This is a genomic window from Halomarina rubra, assembly GCF_023699475.1.
Classification (GTDB): domain Archaea; phylum Halobacteriota; class Halobacteria; order Halobacteriales; family Haloarculaceae; genus Halomarina; species Halomarina rubra.
The window spans coordinates 938,759-964,758 of sequence record NZ_JALXFV010000008.1; the positions used below are offsets into that span (position 1 = coordinate 938,759).

General features: G+C 69.2%; 25 protein-coding genes. 14 read left to right on the plus strand and 11 right to left on the minus strand.

Annotation, left to right across the window (positions count from 1 at the left end):
* Window positions 1–2: 2 nt before the first annotated feature.
* Window positions 3–1,016, minus strand: coding sequence for an NADP-dependent oxidoreductase (locus tag M1L36_RS20010; protein ID WP_250875504.1), 1,014 nt, complete (start codon window positions 1,014–1,016; stop codon window positions 3–5).
* A gap of 141 nt (window positions 1,017–1,157) precedes the next feature.
* On the opposite strand from M1L36_RS20010, the gene tmcA reads away from it, so the two are divergent.
* Together tmcA and M1L36_RS20020 are read left to right on the plus strand one after the other, a co-directional pair.
* A complete protein-coding gene (tmcA, locus tag M1L36_RS20015) occupies window positions 1,158–3,380 on the plus strand; it encodes a tRNA(Met) cytidine acetyltransferase TmcA (RefSeq protein WP_250875505.1) in 2,223 nt (740 codons plus the stop codon).
* Window positions 3,373–3,855: a DUF456 domain-containing protein gene (locus M1L36_RS20020; protein WP_250875506.1), complete on the plus strand. Its 483-nt coding sequence runs from the start codon at window positions 3,373–3,375 to the stop codon at window positions 3,853–3,855. Before tmcA ends, M1L36_RS20020 begins: the two co-directional genes overlap by 8 nt.
* Before the next feature lie 194 nt (window positions 3,856–4,049).
* On the opposite strand, the gene M1L36_RS20025 is transcribed toward M1L36_RS20020, so the two are convergent.
* Window positions 4,050–5,789: a glutamate--tRNA ligase gene (locus tag M1L36_RS20025; RefSeq protein WP_250875507.1), complete on the minus strand. Its 1,740-nt coding sequence runs from the start codon at window positions 5,787–5,789 to the stop codon at window positions 4,050–4,052.
* Between the two features lie 127 nt (window positions 5,790–5,916).
* Here M1L36_RS20025 and M1L36_RS20030 point away from each other — a divergent pair, with 127 nt between their 5' ends.
* Window positions 5,917–6,999, plus strand: coding sequence for an archaellin/type IV pilin N-terminal domain-containing protein (locus tag M1L36_RS20030; RefSeq protein WP_250875508.1), 1,083 nt, complete (start codon window positions 5,917–5,919; stop codon window positions 6,997–6,999).
* Window positions 7,000–7,010: 11 nt separating this feature from the next.
* Here M1L36_RS20030 and M1L36_RS20035 read toward each other — a convergent pair whose 3' ends face one another.
* Together M1L36_RS20035 and M1L36_RS20040 are read right to left on the minus strand one after the other, a co-directional pair.
* Window positions 7,011–7,301: a PRC-barrel domain-containing protein gene (locus tag M1L36_RS20035; RefSeq protein WP_250875509.1), complete on the minus strand. Its 291-nt coding sequence runs from the start codon at window positions 7,299–7,301 to the stop codon at window positions 7,011–7,013.
* Between the two features lie 50 nt (window positions 7,302–7,351).
* On the minus strand, window positions 7,352–8,125 hold the full coding sequence (locus tag M1L36_RS20040; protein ID WP_250875510.1) for a helix-turn-helix transcriptional regulator: 774 nt from the start codon (window positions 8,123–8,125) through the stop codon (window positions 7,352–7,354).
* Between the two features lie 342 nt (window positions 8,126–8,467).
* Between M1L36_RS20040 and M1L36_RS20045 the strand changes: the two genes are divergently transcribed.
* Complete coding sequence (locus M1L36_RS20045; RefSeq protein WP_250875511.1) at window positions 8,468–8,875, plus strand: thioredoxin family protein; 408 nt, start codon at window positions 8,468–8,470, stop codon at window positions 8,873–8,875.
* 33 nt (window positions 8,876–8,908) lie between these two features.
* On the opposite strand, the gene M1L36_RS20050 is transcribed toward M1L36_RS20045, so the two are convergent.
* From M1L36_RS20050 to M1L36_RS20060, 3 genes are all read right to left on the minus strand, one after another.
* Window positions 8,909–10,270 (minus strand): S8 family peptidase, encoded by a 1,362-nt coding sequence (locus M1L36_RS20050; protein WP_305794571.1) that lies wholly within the window; start codon window positions 10,268–10,270, stop codon window positions 8,909–8,911.
* Window positions 10,271–10,645: 375 nt separating this feature from the next.
* The gene (locus tag M1L36_RS20055; protein WP_250875512.1) at window positions 10,646–11,716 is read right to left on the minus strand and encodes a phosphotransacetylase family protein; all 1,071 of its coding nucleotides are present in this window, start codon (window positions 11,714–11,716) and stop codon (window positions 10,646–10,648) included.
* On the minus strand, window positions 11,713–13,809 hold the full coding sequence (locus tag M1L36_RS20060) for an acetate--CoA ligase family protein (protein ID WP_250875513.1): 2,097 nt from the start codon (window positions 13,807–13,809) through the stop codon (window positions 11,713–11,715). Before M1L36_RS20060 ends, M1L36_RS20055 begins: the two co-directional genes overlap by 4 nt.
* 189 nt (window positions 13,810–13,998) lie before the next feature.
* Between M1L36_RS20060 and M1L36_RS20065 the strand changes: the two genes are divergently transcribed.
* The 5 genes from M1L36_RS20065 (at window position 13,999) to M1L36_RS20085 (ending at window position 18,668) form a co-directional block, all read left to right on the plus strand.
* Window positions 13,999–15,270, plus strand: coding sequence for an inorganic phosphate transporter (locus M1L36_RS20065; RefSeq protein ID WP_250875514.1), 1,272 nt, complete (start codon window positions 13,999–14,001; stop codon window positions 15,268–15,270).
* A 91-nt stretch (window positions 15,271–15,361) separates the two neighbouring features.
* Window positions 15,362–15,808, plus strand: coding sequence for a universal stress protein (locus M1L36_RS20070; protein WP_250875515.1), 447 nt, complete (start codon window positions 15,362–15,364; stop codon window positions 15,806–15,808).
* Window positions 15,809–15,883: 75 nt separating this feature from the next.
* Complete coding sequence (locus M1L36_RS20075) at window positions 15,884–16,900, plus strand: metal ABC transporter substrate-binding protein (protein ID WP_250875516.1); 1,017 nt, start codon at window positions 15,884–15,886, stop codon at window positions 16,898–16,900.
* Window positions 16,897–17,673, plus strand: coding sequence for a metal ABC transporter ATP-binding protein (locus tag M1L36_RS20080; RefSeq protein WP_250875517.1), 777 nt, complete (start codon window positions 16,897–16,899; stop codon window positions 17,671–17,673). The genes M1L36_RS20075 and M1L36_RS20080 overlap by 4 nt, the downstream gene beginning before the upstream one ends.
* Window positions 17,670–18,668 carry a metal ABC transporter permease gene (locus M1L36_RS20085; protein ID WP_250875518.1) on the plus strand — a complete coding sequence of 333 codons (999 nt, stop codon included), beginning with the start codon at window positions 17,670–17,672 and terminating at the stop codon, window positions 18,666–18,668. The genes M1L36_RS20080 and M1L36_RS20085 overlap by 4 nt, the downstream gene beginning before the upstream one ends.
* Here the strand turns inward: M1L36_RS20085 and M1L36_RS20090 are convergent.
* Window positions 18,630–19,109, minus strand: coding sequence for a YbaK/EbsC family protein (locus tag M1L36_RS20090; protein ID WP_250875519.1), 480 nt, complete (start codon window positions 19,107–19,109; stop codon window positions 18,630–18,632). The genes M1L36_RS20085 and M1L36_RS20090 overlap by 39 nt on opposite strands.
* Before the next feature lie 142 nt (window positions 19,110–19,251).
* On the opposite strand from M1L36_RS20090, the gene M1L36_RS20095 reads away from it, so the two are divergent.
* The 3 genes from M1L36_RS20095 (at window position 19,252) to dpsA (ending at window position 21,372) form a co-directional block, all read left to right on the plus strand.
* Entirely contained in the window at window positions 19,252–19,869 is a 618-nt protein-coding gene (locus M1L36_RS20095) for a hypothetical protein (RefSeq protein ID WP_250875520.1), read from the plus strand.
* 79 nt (window positions 19,870–19,948) lie between these two features.
* The gene (locus M1L36_RS20100) at window positions 19,949–20,716 is read left to right on the plus strand and encodes a carbon-nitrogen hydrolase family protein (protein WP_250875521.1); all 768 of its coding nucleotides are present in this window, start codon (window positions 19,949–19,951) and stop codon (window positions 20,714–20,716) included.
* Window positions 20,717–20,817: 101 nt separating this feature from the next.
* Window positions 20,818–21,372: a DNA starvation/stationary phase protection protein DpsA gene (gene dpsA / locus M1L36_RS20105; protein ID WP_250875522.1), complete on the plus strand. Its 555-nt coding sequence runs from the start codon at window positions 20,818–20,820 to the stop codon at window positions 21,370–21,372.
* Between the two features lie 98 nt (window positions 21,373–21,470).
* Here the strand turns inward: dpsA and M1L36_RS20110 are convergent, their stop codons facing one another.
* Window positions 21,471–22,127, minus strand: a complete 657-nt coding sequence (locus M1L36_RS20110) for a DUF7504 family protein (RefSeq protein WP_250875523.1) — start codon at window positions 22,125–22,127, stop codon at window positions 21,471–21,473.
* 96 nt (window positions 22,128–22,223) lie between these two features.
* Here M1L36_RS20110 and M1L36_RS20115 point away from each other — a divergent pair, with 96 nt between their 5' ends.
* On the plus strand, window positions 22,224–23,069 hold the full coding sequence (locus tag M1L36_RS20115; RefSeq protein ID WP_250875524.1) for a DUF7547 family protein: 846 nt from the start codon (window positions 22,224–22,226) through the stop codon (window positions 23,067–23,069).
* Window positions 23,070–23,075: 6 nt separating this feature from the next.
* Here the strand turns inward: M1L36_RS20115 and M1L36_RS20120 are convergent, their stop codons facing one another.
* Complete coding sequence (locus M1L36_RS20120; protein WP_250875525.1) at window positions 23,076–23,483, minus strand: OB-fold domain-containing protein; 408 nt, start codon at window positions 23,481–23,483, stop codon at window positions 23,076–23,078.
* Window positions 23,480–24,637: a thiolase family protein gene (locus M1L36_RS20125; protein WP_250875526.1), complete on the minus strand. Its 1,158-nt coding sequence runs from the start codon at window positions 24,635–24,637 to the stop codon at window positions 23,480–23,482. Before M1L36_RS20125 ends, M1L36_RS20120 begins: the two co-directional genes overlap by 4 nt.
* Window positions 24,638–24,812: 175 nt before the next feature.
* Between M1L36_RS20125 and M1L36_RS20130 the strand changes: the two genes are divergently transcribed.
* Window positions 24,813–25,964 (plus strand): alpha-1 4-glucan-protein synthase, encoded by a 1,152-nt coding sequence (locus tag M1L36_RS20130; RefSeq protein WP_250875527.1) that lies wholly within the window; start codon window positions 24,813–24,815, stop codon window positions 25,962–25,964.
* The last annotated feature ends 36 nt before the right edge of the window (window positions 25,965–26,000 follow it).

Genomic DNA, 26,000 nt, shown 5'->3' on the forward strand with positions numbered 1-26,000 from the left:
AGTCACTCGCGGTCTGCGACCTTCACCACCTGTTTCCCGACGTTGACCCCGTCGAACAGTCCGAGGAACGCGTCGGGAGCGTTCTCCAGTCCGTCGGTGGTCGTCTCGCGGTACTGGACGGTGCCGTCGTTCACCCACCGGCCGAGGCGGTCGGTCGCCTCGGCGAACCGGTCGGCGTAGTCACTGACGAGGACGCCCTCGACGCGGGCGCGCTTCTGGATGAGCTGGGTCAGCTTCCGCGGCCCCGTCGGGACCTCGGTCGCGTTGTAGAGGGCTATCTGCCCGCAGACGACGACGCGCGAGCGGACGTTCAGTTCCCGAAAGACGGCGTCGGTGACGGGGCCGCCGACGTTGTCGAAGTAGACGTCGACGCCGTCCGGCGCGGCCTCCCGGAGCGCGCCGTGGACGTCCTCGTCCTCGTAGTTGATTGCCGCGTCGAAGCCCAACTCGTCGGTGAGCCAGTCGACCTTCTCCTCTGCGCCGGCGACGCCGACGACGCGACAGCCCGCTTCCTTCGCGATCTGTCCGACGACGGAACCGACCGCCCCCGCGGCCCCCGAGACGACGACCGTGTCTCCCGGCGTCGGTTCGCCGACGTCGAGCAGGCCGAAATACGCCGTGCGCCCGGGCATCCCGAGAACGCCGAGCGCCGTCGAGACCGGAGCCACGTCCGGGTCGACGCGAGTCAGTTCGTGACCGCCCGCGACGGCGTAGTCCGCCCACTGGAGGTTGCCGGTGACGACGTCGCCCTCCTCCCAACGCGGGTGGTTCGACGCGACGATCTCGCCGACGACGCCGGCTTGCATCGGTTCGCCAACCTCCCAGGGGTCGGCGTAGCTCTCGGCGTCGCGCATCCGGCCGCGCATGTACGGGTCGACGGACATGTACAGCGTCCGGACCAGCACCTCGTCGCGGTCCGGGTCGGGGACGTCGCGTTCGACGAACTCGAAGCACTCGGCGTCGGGGCGGCCGTCGGGTCGCTGTGCCAGCAGCCAGACACGGTTGGTGTCGCGCATAGCCAGTGGTCGTGGCCCGACCACCTCACCGTACCGACGCCAGCAACATCTTCTGTCACCGCGAGCACTCGTCGCCGCGACCGACCAGGCGGTGACCGCTGGACCGCAGGACGCAAGCCCTCCGAGCGTCCACGAGCCACCATGCTCGGTTCGCTCGCCCAGTCGCTCCGCGCGGAGGCCCGCCGCACCGACGAGCGACGGTGCTGCTGCCTCGCGGGCGACGCCGACCCCGAGACGGCGCTCCGGGAGGTGCTCGACGCGGCCGATCTCGCGACCGACGCGGTCCTCGTCGGCCACCGCGACCTCGTGGACCTGCCCCGTCACGAACCCCGACAGGCCGGCGCGTTGCTCGGGACCACTCACGACTGCGTCGTCGTCGACCTCCGCGACGAGTGCCGGCCCAACGCGCTCGGACGGTCGGTCGGGGCCGTCGACGGCGGCGGCCTCCTCGTCGTCGTGACGCCGCCGCTCGACGCGTGGCCAACGCGCCGCGACCGCTTCGACGAGACGCTCGCCGTCCCGCCGAACGTACTCGCCGACGTCGCCGGGAACTTCCGACGGCGACTCGCCGCACTCCTGCGCGTCCACCGGGGCATCGCCGTCGTCGACCTCGACTCGTGGACCGTCGAACGCGACGGACTGACCGACCCCGCACCGGTACGGCCCCGTCCGGACCCTACCCCGCCCGCCCGTCACGCCTTCCCCCGCGTCGCCTACGACACGTGTCTCACCGACGACCAGGTCGCGGCCGTCCACGCCTTCGAGGCGCTCCGCGACCCCGACGCGGCGGTCGTCTGCACGGCCGATCGCGGCCGTGGGAAGTCGAGTGCCGCGGGCCTCGCCGCCGGGTCGCTCGCCGCCGCAGGACGGGACGTGCTCGTCACCGCGGGCGACCGCCGCGGAGCGACCGAACTGTTCGCTCGCGCTCGTGCGGTGCTCGACGAACTCGGTGTCCTCCTCGGCGACGGGGGCACCGACACCCTCCGTGCGGTCGACGGTGGCCGCGTCCGGTTCGCCGCTCCCGCCGACGCCGTCGAACTGCCGGCCGACCCGGACGTGGTGTTCGTCGACGAGGCGGCCGGCCTCCCCGTCGGGTTGCTCGCGTCGTTCCTCGGTCGCGTCCCGGTCGGGTACGCGACGACGCTCCACGGTTATGAGGGGGCGGGCCGTGGGTTCGCCGTCCGTTTCCGCGAGCGCCTGACCGACGGCGACGCCGACGTGACCGAGGTGACGATGACCGACCCCATCCGCTACGCGGCGAGCGACCCCGTCGAACCGTGGGCGTTCCGCGCGCTCCTCCTCGACGCCAACCCCCCGGTCGAACCGCTGGTCGTCGATGCGACGCCGGACACCGTCGAGTACGTCGCCCCCTCACCCGAGGACCTGCTCGCCGACGAACACCTGCTCCGCGAGGCGTTCGGACTGCTGGTTCTGGCTCACTACAAGACCGAACCAGACGACCTCGCACGCCTGCTCGACGCACCGAACCTCACGACGCACCTGCTGACTCACGACGGTCACGTCGTCGCCGTCGCCCTGGTCGCCCGCGAGGGCGGTCTCGACGCCGCGACCTGTGCCGAGGTGTACCGAGAGGGGCGCGTACAGGGCAACATGCTCCCGGACCTCATGACCGGCCAGTTGCGCGACCCCGACGCGGCGCGGCCGGTCGGCCGACGGGTCGTCCGCATCGCCGTCCACCCGCAGGTCCAGTCCCGAAAGCTGGGTAGTCGGTTGCTCGCCGCGTTACACGACGAGTTCGACGACGCCGACTGGTTCGGAACGAGTTTCGGGGCGACCCCGCGCCTGCTGGAGTTCTGGCAGGCCAACGGCTACCGACCGGTCCACCTCTCGGCGACCCGCAACGCGACCAGCGGCGAACACTCCGCGGCGCTCCTGTGCGGTGACTCGCCGCTGGTCGACCGCCACACGCGCTGGTTCCGCGAGCGTGTGGGAGACGTGCTGGCCGACACGCTCCGCGACGTGGACGTCGACGTCGTTCGCCGGACGCTCGCCGGGACGGCCCACGACCCGCCCGACCTGACCGCCCGCGAGTGGCGACTGGTCGCGGCCGCGGCGTACGGCCCGGGGCAGTTCGACATGCACCCGGGGCCGTTCCGCCGACTGGCACTCGCCGCGCTCACCGCTCCCGACGGCGTGAGCGACGCGGACGGCGACCCGTCGGACGCGCGCGAACGCCTCCTCGTCCGACGGGTGTTGCAGTGTCACGACTGGGAGACGGTCGCCGACGACCTGGGCTACTACACCGCCAGTGGCGCGCGACGGGAACTCGGCCGCACGTTGCAGACGCTCGTCGAACGCTACGGTACTAAGGCCGCGGCCGACGAACGCGACCGGTATGGTTGAACCGCTCGGCTGGGTCGCCATCGCGTTGTTGGCGCTCGCCGTCGTCGGTGCGGTCGTGCCGCTGTTGCCGGGGGCGCTCCTCTCGCTCGCGGGCATCCTGCTGTACTGGTTCTCGACGGGGTACGCCGAACCGTCGACGACCGTCCTCGTCGTGCTGTCGGCCGTCGCGCTGGGGACCGCCGCCCTGGACTACTTCGGCGGCGCGCTCGCGGCGCGAGTGGGTGGCGCGTCACTGCTGAGCACCGCCCTCGCGTCGCTGGTCGGTCTCGCCATGCTGTTCCTGACCGGACCGGTCGGTCTCATCCTCGGCGTCACGGTGACGGTGTTCGTCGTCGAGTACGTCCGGAACCGGGACGTGCGGACGAGCGCCCGGACGACGCTGTACGCCGCTGCGGGCGTCCTCGCGTCGACGGTCGTCCAGGTGTTGACGACGCTCTCGCTGCTGGTCGCGATGCTCGTCGTCGTCTTCGGCTAGGGCGAACGGGCGACGGACGAGACGTGAATCACGGAGGCGGGGTCGTCGCACGGTGTGGGTCGCTCTCGACCCCGAATTCGCCTCCGACGGAAGTCAGGTCACGGACCGTGCTGGACGGACTCTGGTATAAGAACGTTCGCCGGAGAGTGAAACTGAACGCGTCGGTGGCGCGAACCGCCGACCGAATCTCCCCGTTACGGATGAGTGTAGTACGCGACGTGCTCTTCGGTCGCGTCCTCGGGAACGGAGTCGACGCGTGCGAACCCGACGCGCTCGAACTGCACGACGTCGTCGGGTGCGTACTCGTGGAACCCGGGTTCGGCGTGGCCACTCACGTCGCCGTCCATCGTCCGGAGCGTGACGGGGACGCTCTCGGCGGCGGGCACCCAGTGGATGACCTGTACGCCCTCCTCGCGGACGGCGTCGATGTCGTCGTCGGTGTACTCGAAGAACGCCTCGCCGTCGACCGGGTCCTCGTAGCGAACACAGCCGTAGCCCTTCAGCCAGACGCGCTCGCCGACGTCGGGAACGTCCTCCAGTTCGACCAGTACGGCGTCGGAGACGGGGATGTCGCGTCGGCCCCGGTCCTCGTGGTCGGGGTGGAGCGGCGGGTGGGCGGCGTCGGGGCCACCTTCGACCGCGACGTCCGCGCCGTCGCGAACGAGGAAGCGACGGTCCGACTCGTCGTCGACGAGTTCGCGGTTCTTCGCGTAGACGTTCGACATCGCGAGGTCCACGTCGCTCGTGGAGGTCCCGAGTTCGACGATGGCGTCGACGACGGCCTCGCCCCGAATCCCACGTCGCTCGACGCTGGCGAGAGTGGGCGCGCGTGGGTCGTCCCAGCCGTCGAGGTCCCCCGACTCCACGAGCGACTTGATGGTCGACGTACTCATCTTCACGTCGTAGGCGTCGATCTGGATGTGCCCCCAGTGGACGACCTCGGGGTACTCCCAGCCGAAGTAGTCGTAGACGAACCGCTGGCGCTTCGCGGAGTCCTGAAGGTCGATGCCACGGATGATGTGGGTGACGCCCGTCAGGTGGTCGTCGACACCGCTCTGGAAGTCGAGCATCGGCCACGCGCGGTACTCCGCCGCTTCCTCGCGCGGGTGGGGTGTGTCTATCATTCGGAAGGCGACGAAGTCTCGCAGCGCGGGGTTCTTGTGCTCGATGTCGGTCCGAACACGCAGGACCATCTCGCCGCTCGAATACTCGCCGGCGACCATCGCCTCGAACTCCTCGCCGACGGTCTCGACGTCCTTCTCGCGGTGGGGACACGCTTCGCCGGAGTTCTTCATGTCCGAGAACGCGCCGGCCTCACACGAACAGGTGTACGCGCCACCGAGGTCGATGAGTTCGCGGGCGTGGCCGTAGTACGTCTCGACGCGGTCGCTCGCGCGGACGACCTCGTCGGGTTCGAACCCGAGGTAGTCGATGGCGTCGAGGATGGCGTCGTAGGCGTCGAGGTCCGGGCGCTTCGTCTCGGGGTCGGTGTCGTCGAACCGACAGAGCATCCAGCCGTCGTACAGCTCTTTGTACGTCCCGATGACGGCGGGCATCCGGGCGTTGCCGAGGTGCCACGGGCCGTTGGGGTTCGGTGCGAGGCGCATCCGAATCTCGTCGTACTCCTCGGCGTTCGGGAGGTCCGGGAGCACCTGGTCGTCGTCCTCGTCGTCGGCGTCCAACTCGGCGACCGCCTCGGGGTCGAGCTCTTCGAGCCGTTCGCGCTTCTCCGCGTTCGAGAACCCGTTGACCCGTCCGACGACGGGGGCGACGACGCCCGCTATCTGGTCGCCGTGCTCCCGGAACTCGGGGTTCTCGCCCATCAGCGGCCCCATGATGGCACCGACCTGTGCGTCGGAGTCGTGTTTGAGCGCGTTGAACAGCGCGTTGACCTCCGCTTCGCGCTCGACGCGCTCGCGAATCTCGTCGTCCATTACGCCGGGGTTACCGCTTGCGGGTGAAAACTGCGTGGGATTCGTCCGTTCGGTCCGTCCCATCGAACCTGTCGGCCGGAGCGAACTAGTAGAAAAGTATTTTGGCCGTACGTTGATGAAAACAACTATGTCCCCACATCGGAACGAACGCGCCGTCGCCCCCGTCGTCGGCGTCGTCCTCGTCGTCGCCATCGTCGTCCTGCTCGCGACGGCGGCCTCCGTGATGCTACTCGGGTTCGGTGACTACCTCCAGGAGCCGTCGCCGCTGGTCGCCAGCGGGGAGTCGATACAGGTGACCCTCGAAGACAACCAGACCGACCACACGCTCCGCGTCCGGCACGTCTCCGGGATGTCCGTCGACGCGGACGCGCTCGACGTCCTCGTCACCTCCGGGAGCGCCTCCCACCGGTACCCCTTCCCGGTCGGGAACTCCTCGGCGCTCGCCGACGGCACGTGGGACGCGGGCGAGCAGGTCGCCGTCGACCTGAACGCCTCGCAGGTGTGTCAGGGCGGCGGCGACACCGCCCGAGTGTCGCTCGTCTACAGTACCGGCGACTCGGGGAGTCTCATCAGCCAGCAGACGGTTCCCATCGAACGCGGCCAGTTCCTCATCAACGGCTCGAACGTCCAACCGACGACCAGTTACACCGCCAACGTCACGTTCGTCGGAACGGGGTGGTCCAGTCCGTCCGTCGACCCACCCGTCGACGTGAGCGTCGAAGTCGGAGGGGCGACTGCCTACCAGTGGACCGACCAGACCGACACCGACGAGACGGTGGGGTCGTTCGACGTGACCGAGCAGACGGAAGGTACGGGGCTGTCCATCACGGCGAAAGGAGCGTACTCGTTCGACTACGACGAGTGGGACTGGCGCTACCGCACCATCAGTTCGACCGAGAACTCCACTCACATGCGCGTCCTCCGCGACGGTGACGACGTCCCGCAGTACGAGACCGACTCCGACCAACAGTCCGTGGCGGAGTACCTCGGCCCCTACGTCGAGGACGGGGAGATATCGCTACAGGACAACCAGGCCATCTTCCTGTTCGACTTCAACACCGACGAACCGGTCAGCAGTTCGCGCGTGGAGTTCCAGGACGCGGTCGTGCTCGTCTCTTTCTTCACCGAACACGAACACGTGAGCGTCCACCAGACGGTCCGAGGAGAGAACGTCGTCGTCTGCCCGGCCGCGACGACCGGCGGCGACTGAGAAGGTCGCAGTTACGCGGTCGCTTCCTGGTCCGGTTCCTTCATGCGCTCGACGATGTCGTTGATGAGGATGATGTCGCCGACCGACCGGACCCACCGGTAGGGGATGATGACGCCGCGAGCGCCCCGCACACGGTCGTCGAACAGGCCGGTGTTGAGGTCGGCGAGCGCGAGGCCGGTCACCTGCTCGGTGTCGAGGTCGAGGCGGAGGTCCTCGACCTGGCCGATGAACACGCCGTTGTTCGAGTACACTTCCCGCCCGACGAGCGTCGTGATCTCTTGAGGTCCCGCGTCTGCGTCCATACCGTCGCGGTGGGTCGGGGGGGTAATAACAGTTGACGGAGCGTCTGACGCTACGGTGACGGCAGTCTCTCGGCGTCACGCCAGCGCCGGCCGATGTACGACTCCGCCCACGCCACCGCCCGTGGCGCGTCGTTGGTGATCAACCCCTGGAGTCCGTCCGGCCCGTAGACGGTGAGGGACGCGACCCGCTCGCCGTCGCACTCGTGAATCTTCACGCTGCACGGCAGGGAGCCACCGATCTCGCGGACCTCGACGTGGTCGTGTTCGAACACCGGGTCGCCCGCCAGACCGTACGTCGTGACCAACTCCTGGAGGACGGGCGTCGGAAAACCGAGTTCGACGGTCGTGCCGGCATCGATCGCGCTCCGGTAGTTCTCGACGTACTGGCCCGACACCGCGCTGATGAGACCACGGACGTGGTCGGCCCACGAGAGGAGTTCGGCGTTACGTTCGACCGGCCGGTGAGGGGCGACCGGAGAGGGCGTGACGACGGCGGCCCCCGCGAAGAACGACGGCGGTATCGACGCGTCCCGTGGCAGGACCGACAGCACGTCGAGGGCCCCCCGAAGCCCCGTGACCTGGTCGTCGATTCGGTCGAGGGTCTCGAGTGCGAGGCGACCCGCCAGCGTGGTCCGGAACCCGCCGTCGGTCCGCTCGACGAGGTCGTGGGCGGTCAACTCGCGAACCGCCCGGTCGACGGTCGACCGGGAGACGTCGAGTCGTTCGACGACGGTCGGTTTCGGCGTCGGACCCGTATTTAATTCGCGTATGACCGGCGCTCGTCGACGGAGGAGGTCGAAGAACGCCGACCGAGTCTCATCCATCGGTTTTGCTCCTTTCCCGACACGTATCAATCCTCTGCTCCGAGCCGGACACACATAAAGTTGCGATAATTATAAGTACAATTGTCCAGCCGGTGCGTATCCCCCCGATGGGTGAACTGATAACGTCTGCCTCCGTACCCTCTCTCGCCGGACGCCTCTGACATGCCCGGCACCGCGCGTCGCCCGACGCGCACCGACGCCGGCTCGCCCGAACCGGCGCTGGGGGAACCTGCCCGTTCCCCCGTTTTCCGAGCGACCGACCGACCAGCGACCGGGTCGGTCGTGCGTCGTGCGGACACAGCGACGGGAGAGCTAAACGACCTGGCGACCGTACTCACATCCATGACCGACGAGGAGCGCGACGCGATTCGCGACCGAAAACGAGAGGAGTTGCTGTCGAGAGCCGACGAGACCACCGATTCGACGGACCGGCCGACCGAACCCATCCACGTCGGCGGGACGACGAGCCTCGACGACGTGCTGGGCGAGTACCCGCTAGTCCTCGTCGACTACCACGCGGAGTGGTGTGGACCCTGCAAGATGCTAGAACCCACGGTGAAGACACTGGCCGCCGACTCGCCGGCCGTCGTCGCGAAGGTCGACATCGACGAGAACCAACTGCTCGCCCAGCAGAAGGGCATCCGCGGCGTGCCGACGCTCCAGTTGTACGCCGGCGGCCAGCAGGTCGAGGAGGTCGTCGGCGTTCGCGACGAGTCGTCACTGCGGTCGCTCATCGAGCAGCACGCCTGAAAACGGAGTTCGGTCGACGGCGTTCTCGCGCGCTTACAGCGCGTCGACGATGTTCAGGAAGCCGCTGCCGTAGTACTCCTTGCCCGCGACCGAGGGCACCTCGGCGGCGCGTTTGAGCGCGCTCTCGACTTGGTTGGCGCTGTAGTCGGGGTTGGCGCTCTTGACGAGAGCGGCCGCGCCGGCGACGTTCGGGGCGGCCATCGACGTGCCGGCCTTCCAGCCGTAGCCGCCGGGCACCGTCGAGAACACGAGGTCCCACGCGTATGCGGGGACGCCACCGAGCGGTTCGAGGTACTTCTCGCTGAGCTTGTAGTTGCCACCGGGTGCGCCCAGCGCCACGGCGTTGGTGCCGTAGTTGGTGTAGTTCGCGGGCGTCGTCGCCGGAGCCTCGAGGTCCTCGCCGGCGAACGCGGCGTAGCCGAACCCGATGGGGCCGGTCGCCGAGACGGAGAGCGCCTGTGCGCCCTCGTTCGGGACGCTGATCCAGTGGCCGCCGTCGAGGGTGTAACACGGACTGCCGTCCGGCGGGCAGTACGTCTCGCCGTTGTCGTGCTGGAGGTCGACGCTGTCGTTGCCCGCGGAGATGACGAGTAGCGTCCCCTCCTTGTTGGCGTACGTCATCGCCTTGTTGAGGAACCCGCCGTAGAAGCTCCCGAGGCCCTGCCGTGGGACGGGGTAGGCACCGAGCGAGAGGTTCGCGACGTCACAGTTCGTTCGCGCGGCTTCGAGCACCGCGGCGACGACGATGGAGAACGCACCGTTCTGGCCGCCGTAGTTCGAGAACACCCGGAAGTCGACGAGTTCGGCGTCGGGAGCGGTTCCGACGACGCCCGTCGTGCCGTCGTTCGACGCGCCGGCGATACCAGCGACGTGAGTGCCGTGGTCGCCGCCGCCGGGGACGCCCGCGCCGCGACCGTCGCCGGTGAAGTCCTTCGACAGCGCCTCGTTGATCTCGAGGTCGGGGTGGCTCGCGTCGACACCGGAGTCGATGATGGCGATGCGTGTTCCCTCGCCCGTCGTCGTCTCGTGGGCCGTCGGCACGTCGAGCGCCTGCTTGTCCCACTGGTAGGCGTAGAACTCGTCGTCGAGGGACTCGAGGGCCGCGTCGTCGGTGACCGACTTCTGCTCGGGGTTCTCGACCTCCAGCGAGACGTCCGGTGCGAAGCTTTTGACCGCTTTGTCCGCTTCGAGCGCCGACTCGCTGGCCCGGACGACCGCGTAGCCGATCTCCGAGAGGTCGTGGACGACCTCTGCACTCGGGCTCTTGTTCCCGCTCAGTTTGACGATGAACCGGTCGTCGCTCTCGACCGCAGTCACGGTCGAACTCGCCGCGAACATTCCGCCGAGCACAGCACCGCTCGTCTGTAAGAATCGCCGCCGGCTGTGGTCTGTCATCACAGTTCTCACGGTACTGTTACACATAAGTGTTAAGAATGTGTTCTGTTAAACCGTCGCACACTCCGGTCGAAGAAAGAGGGCCTTCCGGACGCCGTCTCGGGCGAGCGGTCGAGTGCTCGCGCTCGTGCTCGTCGTGGTTTTTAGTCGTCACAATCGCCACGGTCGGTCGCGAGTCGACGAACGCGATTCGGGGCCGGCGCTCACCGGTGTCGGTCGCGAGTCGGGCGGTTCGAAGGGAAAGGTGACGCGGGGAGGGGAAACACCCCCGCGTGTGACACTACGGAGCTCGCGTGAGCTCCGCTCGGAGTTCAGCGTGCGGTAGCATAACCCTTGGGCGCGAACGTGGCATCGTCACAGAGTGTCACGGAAGCGTCAGACTTCGGTGAGGTCGAGCACGGTGTCCACGTCGGCACTCGACGTGAGGAGGGTCCGCATGCGTTCGACGGTCGCGGCGTTGCGCGCCCGCCCCGAGTGCACGACGTCCTCCGCACGGTCGACGGTCGTGATGGTGTCCGCACGGGTGAGGAGGACGGGGACACCGGCGTCCTCGGCGCGCCCGAGCACGGCCGGCGGTGGTCGGTAGCCACCGGTCAACAGGAGCGCCTCGATGCCCGGCGCGTCGAGCGCCGCGGTGGCGATCTCGGGGCGGTCGCCGCCCGCTATCATCGCCGCGTCGCGCGTCCGTCGGAACTGCGCTAGCGCGTCCTCGGCGCTCATCGCGCCGACGGTGAACCGCTCGACGAACGCGTCGGTGGGGGCGTCGCTCGTCAGCACCTCCGCGCCGAGTTCGTCGGCGAGGTCCGCGACGGTGACGCCAGCGAGTTCCTGCACGCGGGGGAGCACGCCGAACACCGGGATGCCCCGCCCTTCGAGGTACGGGACGGCGTCCTCGACCAGCGCGTCGTGGTCGGCGTCGGCGACACCGTTGAACAGCACGCCCGCCAGTCGGTCCCCGAGGTGGCGTGCCGCCGAGAGGACGGCGTCGACGTCCGTGGGGTCCGAGTACGTCGCGACCAGCACCGCGCGAGCGTCGAGCAGTTCGGCCACGTCCGCGTCGGTGAGGTCCGCGACCCCGCCTGCAGCGAACGACCCGCCGCCTTCGAGCACCATCACGTCGGTGTCCTCCGCGAGCCCCTCGTAGCTCTCGCGGACCTGTGCGTGGAGTTCGTCGGGACTCTCGCGGCCGCGCATCGTCTGCTCGACGAACGTGCGGGAGTAGACCACCGGTTCGAGGTCGGCGATGTCGGCGTCCAGGTCGAGCAGTTCGCGTGCGAGCAGCGGGTCCTCGTCGAGGGTCTTGCCGACCGCACTCTGGAGGCGGGTCCCCTTCGGTTTCATGTAGCCGACCGCGCCGCCACGGTCGCGCGCGATGAGCGCGAGGGCGAGTGCGATGGCCGTCTTGCCGGTGCTCTCGTCGGTCGAGGTGATGAGTATCGGGTTCATAGCTCGTCGGGGTCGATGGTGAGGCGCACGTCGACGGCGGTCGCACCGTCGGGCGTCGCCACGAGGGGGTTCACGTCCAGTTCCAGGATGGCGGGGAAGTCGGTCGCCAACTGCGAGAGACGACCGATGGTCTCGACGACCGCCGACTCCTCGACGGGGTCGCGGCCACGCGCCCCACGAAGGAGCGGCGCGGCCTGCACGTCGTCTATCATCTCGCTCGCTTCTCGCTCCGACAGGGGAGCGACGCGCACGGTCGTATCCTCCAGCACCTCGACGAAGATGCCGCCGAGGCCGAACAGCACCAGCGGTCCGAACTGCGGGTCGCGGTTTATGCCGACGATGGTCTCGACGCCCGCGTCGAGGTCGAGCATCTCCTGGACCTGCACGCCGATGATGTGAGCGTCGGGCTGGTAGGTGCGGGCGCGCTGGACGAGGTCGTCGTACGTGGCGGCCACCTCGTCGTCGGGGACGCCCACGCGGACGCCGCCGATGTCCGACTTGTGGAGGATGTCGGGCGAGACCACCTTCATCACGACGTCGCCGTCGATGCGCTCTGCGACCGCACGGGCCTCGTCGGGGGAGTCCACGACCGCACCGTCGGGGACGGGGATGCCGTACGCCGACAGCAGGTCCATCGCCTCGACGCCGATGCGGGTCTCGCCGCGGTCGGCGGCCTCCTCCAGAATCTCGCGGACCGCGTCGGGGTCCACGTCGTCGTACTCCGCGGCGGGGTCGTACTCCCGCGTGCTGATGTCGCGGTACTCGCGCAGGGCGTCGAGACTCCGGATGGCACGGGCGGGGTCGAAGTACGCCGGGATGCCCGCGGCGTTGAGCGTCTCCTGGGCGTCCCGCGCGGAGTCGCCGCCCATGAAGCAGACCGCGACCGGTTTGCCGTGTTTCGCCTGCTGCTCGACGATGACCTCCGCGAGTTCGTCGAACGTGAGGACCGCGACGGGACACGAGACGATGCAGGCCGCGCCGACACCGGGGTCCGAGAGCACCGTGTCGATGGCCGCCGCGAACCGGTCGACGTCGGCGTCGCCGATGACGTCGACGGGGTTGTAGATGTTCGCCGTCTCGGGCAGTTCCTCGCCCAACTGGTCGAGGGTGTCCTGCGAGAACGAGGCGAGCGAGAGGCCCGCGTCGCCGACGGCATCCGTCGCCATCACGCCGGGACCGCCCGCGTTGGTGACGACGGCCACGTCGTCGGCTTCGGGCAGTGGTTGCCCCGCCAGCGCCTCCGCGGAGTCGAACAGCTCCTGGACGTTCTCCGCGCGCAGGACACCCGCCTGGTCGAGACCCGCCTCGTAGGCCGCCTCGCTGCCGGCGATGGTGCCGGTGTGGGAGGCGGCGGCGTGCGCGCCGGCCTCGGTACGTCCGGACTTCACGAGCACGATGGGCGTATCCTGCGTGACTTCGCGCGCAGCGTCGACGAACGCCCGACCCTCGCCGATGCCTTCGAGGTACCCGAGGACGACGTCGGTGTCCGGGTCGTCGCCCCACGCGCGGACGAAGTCGCGTTCGTCGAGCACAGCCTTGTTCCCGAGCGAGACGACGTCACGGAAGCCGATGCCCCGGTCGTTCGCCCAGTCGAGGACGGCGGTGATGAACGCGCCCGACTGACTCATGAACGAGATGCTCCCGTCGAGAGCCATGTCGGGGCCGAACGTCGCGTTCATCCCGACGCCGGTCGCGATGACGCCCAGACTGTTCGGGCCGACGAGGTTCAGGCCGTAGCGCTCGGCGACCTCGCGTAACTCGCGTTCGCGGGCCGCACCCTCGCTTCCGGTCTCGCCGAACCCGGCGGTGATGACGACGACGTTCTCGATGCCCTCCTCGCCGGCCTGTTCGACCACGTCGATGGCGATGCTCGGCGGGACGACGACGACCGCGAGGTCGACGTCGCCGACTTCGGTGAGGTCGGCGACCGTCTCGACGCCGAGGACGGCGTCGGCGTTCGGGTTGACCGGCACGGTCTCGCCGTCGAACGTCCCCAGCAGGTTCTCCATGACGGCTCTCCCGACCGACCCGTCGCGTTCGGTCGCCCCGACCACGGCCACGCGCTCGGGAGCGAACAGCGTCTCCAATCCCATTCGTCGGCGGAGGCTTCTCCACCCCGGCGCAAATACGTGCCGGCTGACCGTGCCGGAGCGACCCCGACCGAGCGCGCAGGGAGTCACGGAGGTGCCCGCTCCCTGACCCACAGCCACGAGAGGGTCACGGCGGGCGGGTCGCGGAAGGGCCAAACGTGTCGCGCACGAAATCACCTTGAAATATCAACTATGAGTCTCCTGCTCCTCCTCGTCGGGGTGGGGGTCGCGGCGTTCGTCGGGTTCAACATCGGTGGTTCCTCGACGGGCGTGGCGTTCGGCCCCGCCGTCGGCAGTCGCATCGTCGGGAAGGTCGGCGCGGCGGCGCTGTTCACCGGGTTCGCCCTGCTCGGTGGCTGGACCGTCGGCCGGAACGTCATCGACACGATGAGCGACGGCATCGTCCCGGCGAGCCAGTTCACCCTGGAGGCCAGCATCGCCGTCCTGTTCTTCGCGGGGTTCGCGCTGCTCGTCTCGAACCTCTACGGTGTCCCCGCGTCGACCTCGATGACCGCCGTGGGGGCCATCGTCGGCCTCGGCGTCGCCTCGGGGACGCTCGACGAGGCGCTCATGTTCACCATCGTCTCGGCGTGGGTCGTCGCCCCGCTGATGGCGTTCTGGGTCGGCCTGCTCGTCGGTCGGTACGCCTACCCGCACCTCGACGCCCGGTTCTCCTTCTCGCGGGTCGAAGACGGGCTGTTCCGCATCGACCGCTCGGGCCGGATTCCTCGCCCCGCGCTCGGCGAAGACGCGAACCCGCGAGACGCGATTGGGGCGGTACTGGTCCTCGTCATCGCCTGCTACATGGGGTTCTCGGCGGGCGCGTCGAACGTCGCCAACGCCGTCGCGCCGCTGGTCGGCAACGGCTCCATCACGGCCAGTCAGGGCGTGCTCCTCGCGGTCGGTGCGCTCGGTCTGGGTGGGTTCACCATCGCGCGCCGGACGCTCGACACCGTCAGCGACGGCATCACCGACCTCCCCATCCTCGCCGCCCTCGTCGTCTCCATCGTCGGCGCGACGGTCATCACCGTCCTGAGCCAGTTGGGCATCCCCGCCAGCCTCGCGGTCAGCACGACCTCGTGTATCATCGGACTGGGCTACGGCCGGGCGAGTCGCGCGGTCACGCTCGCGGAGGCCGCCGAAGGCGCGCTTCAGGGCGACCCCGGCCCGGACCTCTCGGTCGGAGCACTCGCGCCCGACGCCGGCGAGGTCGGCGTCGAACCGGGACCCACGGTCGGGACGCTCGCCGACGACGAGGTCCCCGACCGGAGCGCCGCCGCCGACGGCGGGCCGACCCCGGAGGTCCCACCCATCGGCGAGGAGGACCCCGAGACGCTGACGAGCGAACAGCTGTTCGACGCCGCGGCGACGAGTCGCATCGTCATGCTCTGGATCCTCTCGCCCACCCTGTCGGCGGTCGGGTCGTACCTGCTGTTCGCGTTCGTGTTCCGCCTCGGCGGGTGAGCGTCGGGTACGCGTGACGGCCCGCTCGGGACCCTCCTGCGATCGTGACAGTCGAGTAACCGCTTTCTCCCGGAGCGTACTCCGGACAGCCATGACCGAGCACGTGCTGGTCCCCATCGACGGGTCGCCACAGGCCGAACGCGCCTTCGAGTACGCAGCGACGCTCCCCGACGTGCGGGTGACGATGCTGACGGTCATCAACCCGTTCGACGTCGACACCGAGCGACCGGGCTACCAGTCACCCCTCGGGAAGAGCGGGATGCCCGCGTACTCCCCCGAGTGGTACGAACGCTACCGCGAGGAGGCGCTGGACCACCAGCGAGAACTGCGCGAGCGGGTCGAGGCCGACGCCGAAACCGACGGCCACGTCGTCTTCGGGAAGGCCGCTCGGCAGATAGTGAAGTACGCCGAAGAGAACGACGTCGACCACGTCGTCATCGGGACGCACGGTCGACGCGACCTCTCGCGCATCCTCCTCGGGTCGGTCGCGGAGGTCGTCGTCCGACGTGCGCCCTGCCGGGTCACCGTCGTCCGATGACCTGCCCCGAGAGATAACAACTGAGTTTCGTAGAATGGCACATCTTATTAACTAGCTCTTCAGAATTAGTAACACATGGTTCGCTACACTCGCCGGTCGGTCCTCGCAGGAGCCGCAGGGTTAGCCACAGCGTCCCTCGCGGGGTGTCTCGACGACGCCACCGCCGGGACGTCCGCGCCCGCCGACGTGACCTCGTCGTTCGCCGTCCTCACCGACTTCGCCACCGCGGTCGGTGGAGAGACGCTGGCCGTCGACGGCGTCGTCCCGTTCGGTCAACACGGTCACGGCTGGCAACCGTCGGCGGACGTCCAGCGCTCGATTCGCGAGTCGGGGGCGTTCGTCTACGTCGGCGAGGGGTTCCAGCCGTGGGCCGACGACGTGGTCGCCAGCCTCGACGCCGACGGCGCGGACGTCGCCGTCGTCGAGGCTCGCCATGACGTCTCGCTCCTGCCGGCACCGTCGGGTCACGAGGGACACGAGGAACACGGGACGGAGAAACACGAGGACCACAACGGAGAGACCAGCACAGAGGGAGGACACGACGGTCACGACCACGGGTCGATGGACCCCCACTTCTGGCTCGACCCGACGCGAGCGGCGACTGCGGTCGAGACGGTCGGGGAGGGCCTCGCGTCGACGTACGCCGACGACGCCGAGGCGCTGCGCCAGAACGCCACGACGTACGCCGACGAACTGCGCGCCCTCGACACCGAGTTCGAGGAGGCACTCGCAGGCCGTTCGCGGGAGGCCGTGTTGGTCGCCGGGCACGACGCGTTCCAGTACCTCGGCGAGCGCTACGGGTTCGAGGTGCACGCGCTGACCGGCATCTCGCCCGACGACTCCCCGACGCCCCGCGATATCGAACGCGCTCAGCAGGCCGTCGAAGACGAGGGCGTCACGCACGTCCTCGCGCCGGTGTTCGAGTCCGACCGCGCGGCGCGGCGACTGGTCGAGGAGACCGACGCCGAGGGCGTGTTGCCCATCACGACGCTCGCGGGCCGCACCGAGGAGTGGGACGAGAAGGGGTGGCGCTACGAGGACGTGATGCGGGAGGTCAACCTCGCGACCCTCCGGGAGGCGTTGGGCGCGTGAGCGTCGTCGCCCTCGACGGGGTCACGTTCGGCTACGGCGACCGCCCGGTCGTCGAGGACGTCTCGCTGACAATCGAGAGCGGCGAGTTCGTCGGTCTCGTCGGCCCGAACGGGTCGGGGAAGAGCACGCTCGTCGCTCTCGCCCTGGGTCTCGCGCGTCCCGATTCGGGCACCGCAGAGCTGTTCGGGACGCCCGCCCACCGCCACGGGGACGGAACACGCGTCGGCTACGTCGCCCAGCAGTCGACCCGGCAGGCCAGCGAGATGCCCGTCACCGTCCGGGAAGCGGTTCGGATGGGGCGGTACCCACACGTCCGCTGGCGGTTCGGCGAGGACGACCGGGCGGCCGTCGCCGCGGCGTTCGACCGCGTCGGCGTCGCCGACCTCGCCGACCGGAAGGTCGCCGAACTGTCGGGCGGGCAGCGCCAGCGGGTGTTCATCGCCCGGGCGCTGGCGAGCGAGGCCGACCTGCTCGTCCTCGACGAACCCGCGGTCGGGGTCGACGCCGAGTCCCGGACGGCGTTCTACGACCTGCTCGACAGGCTCAACGACGAGGGAATCACCGTCCTGCTGGTCGAACACGACATCGGCGTCGTCACCACCCGCACCGACCGCGTCGTCTGCATCGACTGTCGGCTCCAGTTCGACGGCGACACGGCCGCGTTCGCGGAGAGCGACGCGCTCTCGCGGGCGTACGGTCCCGACCACCGACCGCTGGAGCACAGTCACGGTGCCGGCCACGCACACGAGTCCCCCCGCGAGGAGTCGTCGTGACGTCGACGACGCTCACCTCGCTCCTGTTCGTCCTCGCGCCCGTCGAGCGTGCGTTCGACGCGTTCGTCGGACTGTTCGGCGACGCTGCCTGCGCAGCGGGCCGTGCGACCGTCGGCGGTGTGTTCTGCGAGGGGTACATGCAACTCGCCCTGCTCGCGGGCGTCGGCGTCGGCGTCGTCGCGCCGCTCGTCGGGACGTTCCTCGTCCACCGACGACTCGCGCTGGTCGGGGACACGCTCGCTCACGCCGCGTTCGCGGGCGTCGCCCTCGGTCTGTTCGTCGGGTCGGCGTACGAGGTGGCGGTCTCTCCCGAGGTCAGCGCGCTCGTCGTCGCCGTTCTCGCCGCACTGGGTATCCAGACGCTCGTCGAGCGCACCGACGCGGCGGGGGACGTGGCGATGGCCATCGTCCTCTCGGGGGCGTTCGCGCTCGGGACCGTCCTGATGAGTCTCGGCAGCGGCGGCCTCTCGGTGTCCATCCACCAGTACCTGTTCGGGTCGCTGGTGCTGGTCGACCGCGCGTCGGTCGGTCTCCTCGCGGTTCTCGTCGCCGTCGTCGTCGGCACCGTCGCGCTCACCTACCGCTCGCTCGTGTTCGTCACGTTCGACGAGACGGCCGCCCGCGTCGCCGGCGTCCCCGTCCGACGCTACGAGCGTCTGCTGGCGGTGCTGACCGCGCTCGTCGTGGTCGCCGCGATGCAGATTCTCGGGGTCATCCTCGTCGCCGCGATGCTCGTCGTCCCGGTGGCGGCCGCCACACAGGTCGCGAGCAGTTTCCGCTCGTCGCTCGCGCTGTCGGTCGTCGCCGCCGAACTCGCCGTGGTCGCCGGCCTCGTCGTCTCGTACTACGCCGGGACGCAGGGCAGCGGCACCGTCGTCCTGCTCGCCATCGGCGTGTTCTGTCTCGCGGCGGGCGCGGCCCGACTACCTCCGCTCGGGGTCCGTGCCCGCGTGCGCTCACGCCTCGGCCAGCGCGACGGCCCGCGCACCCGCTAGCTCGCGCAGGCGCTCGGGGTCGATAGGGAAGACGGCCTCGGGCGTCCCCGCGGCGGCCCACACCTCCTCGAAGTCGAAGAGCGTCTCGTCCATGTACACCGGGACGTCGGTGTCGTGACAGAGCGGTGGGACGCCACCGATGGACCACCCGAGCGTCTCGCGGATGACGTCGGCGTCGCCCATCCGAACCTCGCGCTCGGGGACGCCGTGGAGGTCGGCGACGGCCGCCATGTCGACGCGGTTCGCACCGCTGGTGAGACAGACGACGAGGTCTTCGCCCGCCCGCACCGCGATGGCGCTGGCGATCTGCGCGACGTCACAGCCGACCGCGTCGGCGGCCGCGGCGGCGGTCTTCGTCCCCTCGTCGAACTCGTGGACGCTGACGTCGAGTCCGTAGCGGTCGGCGGCGCGGGTCGCGAACTCCTCGGCGCGTGGGTGCATGCCGACAGTCTGTGCGCCCCGAGACCAAAGCGTTGGGGTCGGAGACGGTGGATTCGAACCTGTCGGCTCGACGGCCGAAAGTCGTTCAAACAGCTCTCTGTTCCTTCCGAAGAGCCTTTCTTTAGGACGGTGATGGACGGGTATGCAACGACGCACGTTCCTCGGAACGCTCGGTGCGGGACTGGCCGTCGCGGTCGCCGGTTGTACGGAGTCCGGATCGAGCGACGGCGACGACCCGGCGGGCGGGACGGGCGAGAACGGCACCGACACCACGGCACCGACGACGGGGACGCCGGCCGAGACGACCGAGAACTCGACACGGACTCCCAGAGAGCCGTCGACCGAGACGGAGATGCCGGCGACCGGCACCGAACCCACCGAGGGGTCCAGCGCCGGGACGCCGAGCGTCGCGGACGCGTCCCTGGAGGTGACGAACGAGGGCTGTGGCGGTGGGCCCCAGGAGGCGACCGTGACGGTCGACGGCGACACCGTCACCGTCGACGGCGTCCTCCGTGGCTCCGACGGCTGTCACACCGCTCGGCTCGCGGGCACCAGCGTCGACGGCGGGACGCTCACGGTCAGCGTCGAGTCGTACGTCCCCGAGAGCGAGCAGGGGAAGGCGTGTATCGACTGCATCGTCGACATCGAGTACACGGCGACGGTGACGCTCGCAGCGGGGTCGCCCGAGACGGTCGTCGTCGAACACGGCGACGAGCGAATCACCGAGGCAGGAGCCACCGGGACGACGACGGAGAACTGAGCGGCGGGTCGCGCGTCGTCGCGGCGAGACCCATCGAGAACCCGCGGACTATTCACCCACACTGGACGACTCCTCGGGCATGTCCACCACCACCGTCGCCGTCGTCCAGTGTCCGGTCGCGGACCTCGACGTCGAGGCGAACCTCGACCGCCTCCGAGGACGTGTCGCCGGACTCCCCGACGACGTGTCGCTCGCGGTGTTCCCCGAGACGTTCCTGACGGGCTACGTCCCCGACGAACGCGTCCACGACGTCGCCCTCGCTCGTGACGGTCCCGAACTCGACGCCCTCGCGCGGGTCGCCAGCGACCACGACTGCCACACCCTCGTGGGGTTCGTCGAACGCGCCGACGGGACGTACTACAACGCCACGGCGTACGTCACCCCCGAGACGACGACCGTCTACCGCAAGCGCCACCTGTGGGGGTCCGAACGCCACTGGCTCACCCCTGGCGACGAGCGCGTGACCGTCGAGACGCCCGTCGGACGGGCCGCGCTGTTGACCTGCTACGACCTGAACTTCGTCGCCGAGAGCCACGCCCACCTCGACGAGGACGTGGTCGCGCTGTTGGTGCCCGGCGCGTGGCCGGCCGCCCACGACGCGAACTGGCGACTGCTCTGTCGAGCACGCGCACTCGACGGTGTTCGGTGGGTTCTCGCGGCCGGGCGCACCGGAACGCGCGAGGTCCTCGACGCCCCCGAGACGGCCTACAACGGCCGCTCGCTCGTCGTCCGGCCCGACGGGACCGTCGCGGCGACGCTCGACCGAGCCAGCCGCGACCTGGTGTTCACGCTCGACTCGACGGTACTCGACGGCGCACGCGAGACCGTCGGTATCTTTCGCCGATGAACGAATCCTTCACGAAAGAGCGAACACTGTTTTAGATTCGCCAAAGAATTTTTTCTGCGACGGCAATGGTTAAGTGGGACGCGGTCGAACACTGAGACGAGATGAGCAAACAGGAAGAGCAGTCGGTACGTCAGCACGCGGACGAGATCGAGGAGAACTCGCTACGTATCGACGCCGACCGCGCGGAACAGATCATCGAGGCGCTCAACACGGACCTCGCGAACGCCTACGTCCTCTACCACCAGTTGAAGAAACACCACTGGGTCGTCGAGGGCGCGGAGTTCCGTGATCTCCACCTCTTCCTCGAGGAGGCGTACGAACACGTCGAGGAGGGCGCGGACCTCGTCGCCGAACGTGCACAGGCGCTCGGCGGCGTCCCCGTCTCCGGTATGGAGGCGCTCAGCGACCGCGCGACGGTCGAACACGAGGGCGAGGACGTCTACGACATCCGCACCTCACTGGAGAACGACCTGGAGATGTACGGCGACATCATCGAGGACCTCCGCGACCACATCGAACTCGCGGACAACCTCGGCGACTACACGACCCAGGACATCCTCCAGCACGACGTGCTCAAGAAGGTCGAAGAGGACGCTCACCACGTCGAGCACTACCTCGAAGACGACACGCTCGTCCTCGACGAAGCGACCCACTGAGCACGAATCTTCTCTCGTTTATCGCGTCGGTGAGCGACCGCGCCGGTCAGCAATCGCTCTCGCCGGTCAGAAGTCGAGTCGAGAAGGAACTGCCCGCGTTACAGCGGTAGCCAGTCGGTCGAGACGTCGTGGTCCCGGAGGTGCCAGCGCTGTTCGACGCGGGCCCCGCCCGCCGGCAACTGCACCTCGATAGTGCCGTCGAAGAGGTCGGCGAAGCGACGGGCGGCCTCGCCGTCGCGTTCGACCGGGAAGTGGACGTGGCACATCCCGTCGACGTCGCGCACCGCCTCCAGGACGGTGTCGAGGAACCGTTCGACCTCCTCTGCGGAGTGAGCGTCGACGAGCGTCCGGAGCGAGTCGAGACATACCCGCAGTTCGGCGGGGTCGAGACCGTCGGCCTCCGCCTCGATGGACTCGATGGCTGCGACTATCTCGCGTTCGAGCGTCACGAGGTCCGACGGGCCGTTCGGACCGGTGGGCTCTGTGTTCGGCGCGGTGGCGGTCGCCCCACGCGTCGTCGGTCGACGGTCGATGACACGGACCGAGGGGTCGTCGGTCCGGGCGGCCGCACCCGGGACGCCGTCGGTCAGGACGACCAGTCGGCGTCGGGCCTCGTCGCTACTCGTCCCGAGCAGTCGTCGGCACGCGGCGAGGTGCGTGTCCTGGGACGCCGCGCCGACGACGAGCAGGCCGCTCCCCTGGCGCTTCAACCCTGCGAGCGCCTGCGTGAACTTCGCGATGGAGTCGCCTGCCATACGGATTCTTTCTAACTCTGCGCAGCGGTAGATAATAAGATTTGTGCAAGGAACTAGGGCGGTAGATGTTTTGCCCGGCTTCTCCTTCAACAACACATGAGCCGACGGTCCGACGACGACCTCGCCGCCCTCCTCGACGAGCTGTCAGGCACCCTCGACCGCCTCCAGACCGAACTCGACGCCGACCGTGGACGCGGCCGACGCCCCGACCGGCGCGAGGACCGCACGGAGCGCAGTGACGAGCGGAGTGCCGAACGACCACGAGACGAGGGTCGCCGCGACGCACCGCGCCGCCGCGAGCGTACCACCCCCTCGCTCCCACGCCCCGGTCGGTTCCTCCAGTTCACCGAGGAGTACACCATCCCCGCCCTCATCGCGTTCCTCGAAGCGAACATCCGAGCGTTGGAACTGCTCCGAGGACTCCTCCGCCTGCTCAACGGCGGCGAGGTCTCCGAGCGGCGCGTCGAGTCGGTCGGTCGCCGGACGCTGGGTCGGGTCGACGACCTGCTCGTCGACCTGCAGGACGCGGTCGAGGGGACGCCCTCGAACCCCGAGGCACGCGACCTGCTCGACGACGCCCGCTCGCTCCGGGCCGACATCGACGAGCGAATCGCGAGCGGTGGCTACCGCGACCGTGTCCGCGAGGACTCGGAACTCGTACCGGGCGATTCGGGACACGACCGCCGCCCCGACGACCGTCGCGGGCGTGACCCGCCGGTGACCATCGACGTGACCGACGGCGACGACTCTCCGGGCGAGCGCGCGCGCCGACGTGGCGAGGACCACCCCGAGGGGCGTGCCCGCCGCGACGAGGTCGACGTCGACTCCGAACTCGACTCGCTCCGAAAGGAGGTCCGCGGCGACGAGGACGGTGCGGACGACGGTGTGGGCACTGGTGCCGATGAAGACGGAGACGACGAAGACGACGAGAACGGTTCGTAACGCGACTCAGACCGGGTCGAACCGGTAGCCGTCCCACGACTGGCTCGCCGGTTCGCGGATGCCCGCACCGGGTTCGCGTAGCTCTTCGGCGTACACCGGTCGGACCTCGTCGCCGATGGCGACGTCGTCGCTCGTCAACTGTCCGAGCGCGCGCACCGGTTCGCCCTCGACGTCGAACTCGACGATCGCGAGGTGGTTCGGCGCGCGGACGCCCGGCGGCGTCGACGTGGAGGTGGTCCAGGTGACGACCGTCGCGGTCCGGTCGCGCAGGTCGACGGTGCCGACCGGCTCCTGCCCGTCGGGGCCGTAGGGGTGGCCGGGGTAGCCCAGCGACCCGTCGGCGTAGCGAACCGCCTCCAGTGGTGGGTGGTCGTCCGTCGATGCGTCGGTGGCCGGGGGAGCGTCGTCGCTCATCGCTCGGCCTCCAGGACGGTGGTGGTGACGCAGTTGCCGAACCCGCCGACGTTGCACGCCAGCCCGACCTCGCAGTCGACCTGCCGAGCGCCGGCCTCCCCGCGCAGTTGCATCACGAGTTCGTACACCTGCGCGACGCCGCTCGCGCCCAGCGGGTGACCCTTCGACTTCAGGCCGCCAGAGGTGTTGATGGGTAGTTCGCCGTCGCGGTCGGTGACGCCCTCCTCGACGGCCTTCCACGCCTCGCCCTGCTCGAAGAAGCCGAGACCCTCACACTGGAGGAACTCGAGGATGGTGAACATGTCGTGGACCTCCGCGACGTCGACGTCCTCGGGGCCGCGGTCGGCCATCGCGTAGGCCTGCTCGCTCGACTCGACGACCCCGCCCATCGTCGTCGGGTCGGCGCGCTCGTGGACGACGTGGGTGTCGGTCGCGCCGCCGATTCCCGCGACGCGGACGTACGGTTCGCCCCGTTCTTCGGCCTCCTCGACCGAACAGAACAGCAGCGCCGCCGAGCCGTCGGTGATGGGACAGAAGTCGTAGAGGCGCAACGGGTCGGCGACGACCGGCGACTCCAGGGCCGTCTCGACGTCGATCTCCTTCCGGAACTGGGCGTGGGGGTTGTCGACGCCGTTCTTGTGGTTCTTGACGGCGACCTTCGCCAGCGACTCTCGGGGGGCGTCGTACTGGTCGAGGTAGAGCCGAGCGGTCATGCCCGCGAAACTCGGGAGCGTAACGCCGTGTTTGTACTCGACGGGGTGGGTGAGCGAGGCGATGACGTCGGTCGCCTCCGCCGTGGTGCGGTGGGTCATCTTCTCGCCGCCGACGAGCAGCGTCATGTCGCTCGCGCCGCTGGCGACCGACTGCCACGCGGCGTAGACGCCCGACCCGCCCGACGAGGAGGTCTGGTCGACACGCTGGGTGTAGGCGGGAATCGCCGCGAGGTCGTGCGCGAGCATGTTCGGAACGCCCGCCTGCCCCTCGAACTCACCCGAGGCCATGTTCGAGACGTAGAGGTGGTCGAGTTCGTGAGGCGCGACGCCGGCGTCGTCCAGACAGTTCTCGCCGGCCTCGGCCAGCAGGTCGCGAATCCACTCGCCCTCTCGCTTGCCGAAGTCGGTCATCGACGCCCCGACGATGGCGACGTCGGTCATCGGTGGCCTCCCGGCCACGCGGGCCTCCTGCGTTGGTGCATCTCGCCGTGTGTGGTGCGGGCGTCGGGTTAAGTGTCGTGGGTGACGCTCGCACCCACGACGCAGATGTCGGGGAGTCGACACGGTGCGATAGCGGAACGACAGAGGTTTTAGGGTTGCCTAAACACTACTGCCAATGACCGACACCTGCGTCATCGTCCCCACCATCCGCGAGTGGGAGTGCGTCCGCGAGTACGTCGCCAACGCTCGCGAGTACGGCCACCTCGACCGTCTGTTCTTCGTCCTCGTCACCGAGGACTTCTGTGACGCCGAAGGCATGCGCGAGATGCTCGCCGAGGAGGGCGTCGAGGGGCGGGTGTTCGACGGCGAGGCGCGAGAAGCGTGGTACGACGAGCGGGGCATCGAGGCGTTCGCGGACCTGATTCCGGCGGCGAGTCACGCCGAGACGAGTTTCGGACTGCTGTACCTCTGGGCGCACGAGCGATTCGACTACGGCGTGTTCATCGACGACGACACGCTCCCCCACGACACCGACTACTTCGGTCAGCACTACCGGAATCTCGCACACGAGGGAGAGACGCTCGCCGTCGAGAGCGACGAGCAGTGGGTGAACGTCCTCTACCAGAACGCCGACGAACACGGTCTCTACCCCCGCGGATACCCCTACAGCGCGATGGACGAGGAGGTCCGGGAGACGACCGAGTCCGTCGACCACGTCGTCGCCTCCCAGGGACTCTGGACGAACGTGCCGGACCTCGACGCCGTCCGCATCCTGATGGACGGCGACCTGCGCGGGCAGGCCCAGACCCGCACCACCCGCGAGGACTACGGCGAGGACTTCGTCGCCGCTACGGGCGACTACCTCACCGTCTGCTCGATGAACCTCGCGTTCCGTCGCGAGGTCGTCCCCGCGTTCTACCAGTTGCCGATGGACGACAACCCGTGGGACGTCGGCCGGTTCGACGACATCTGGTCGGGCGTGTTCCTCAAGCGCGCGGCCGACCTCATGGGCCACCACGTCTACAACGGGACCCCGCTGTGTGAGCACAACAAGGCCCCGCGCTCGACGTTCGACGACCTGAACAACGAGGTGCCCGCGCTCGAACTCAACGAACACGTCTGGCGACTGGCGGACGACGCCGGCGCGGACGCCGACAGCTACGCCGAGGCGTTCGCCGCGATGGCCGACGCGCTCGTCGCCCACGAGGACGACTACACCAACGGCGACTTTCTCACCTACGTCGGCGAACACATGCGCCGCTGGCTGGACTGTCTGGACGCGTTAACCGGCGAACAGGTCGCGACGCCGGCGGTCGCGGACGACTGAGAACCAGCAGGTATAAGTGTTTTAGGCGAGCCTAAA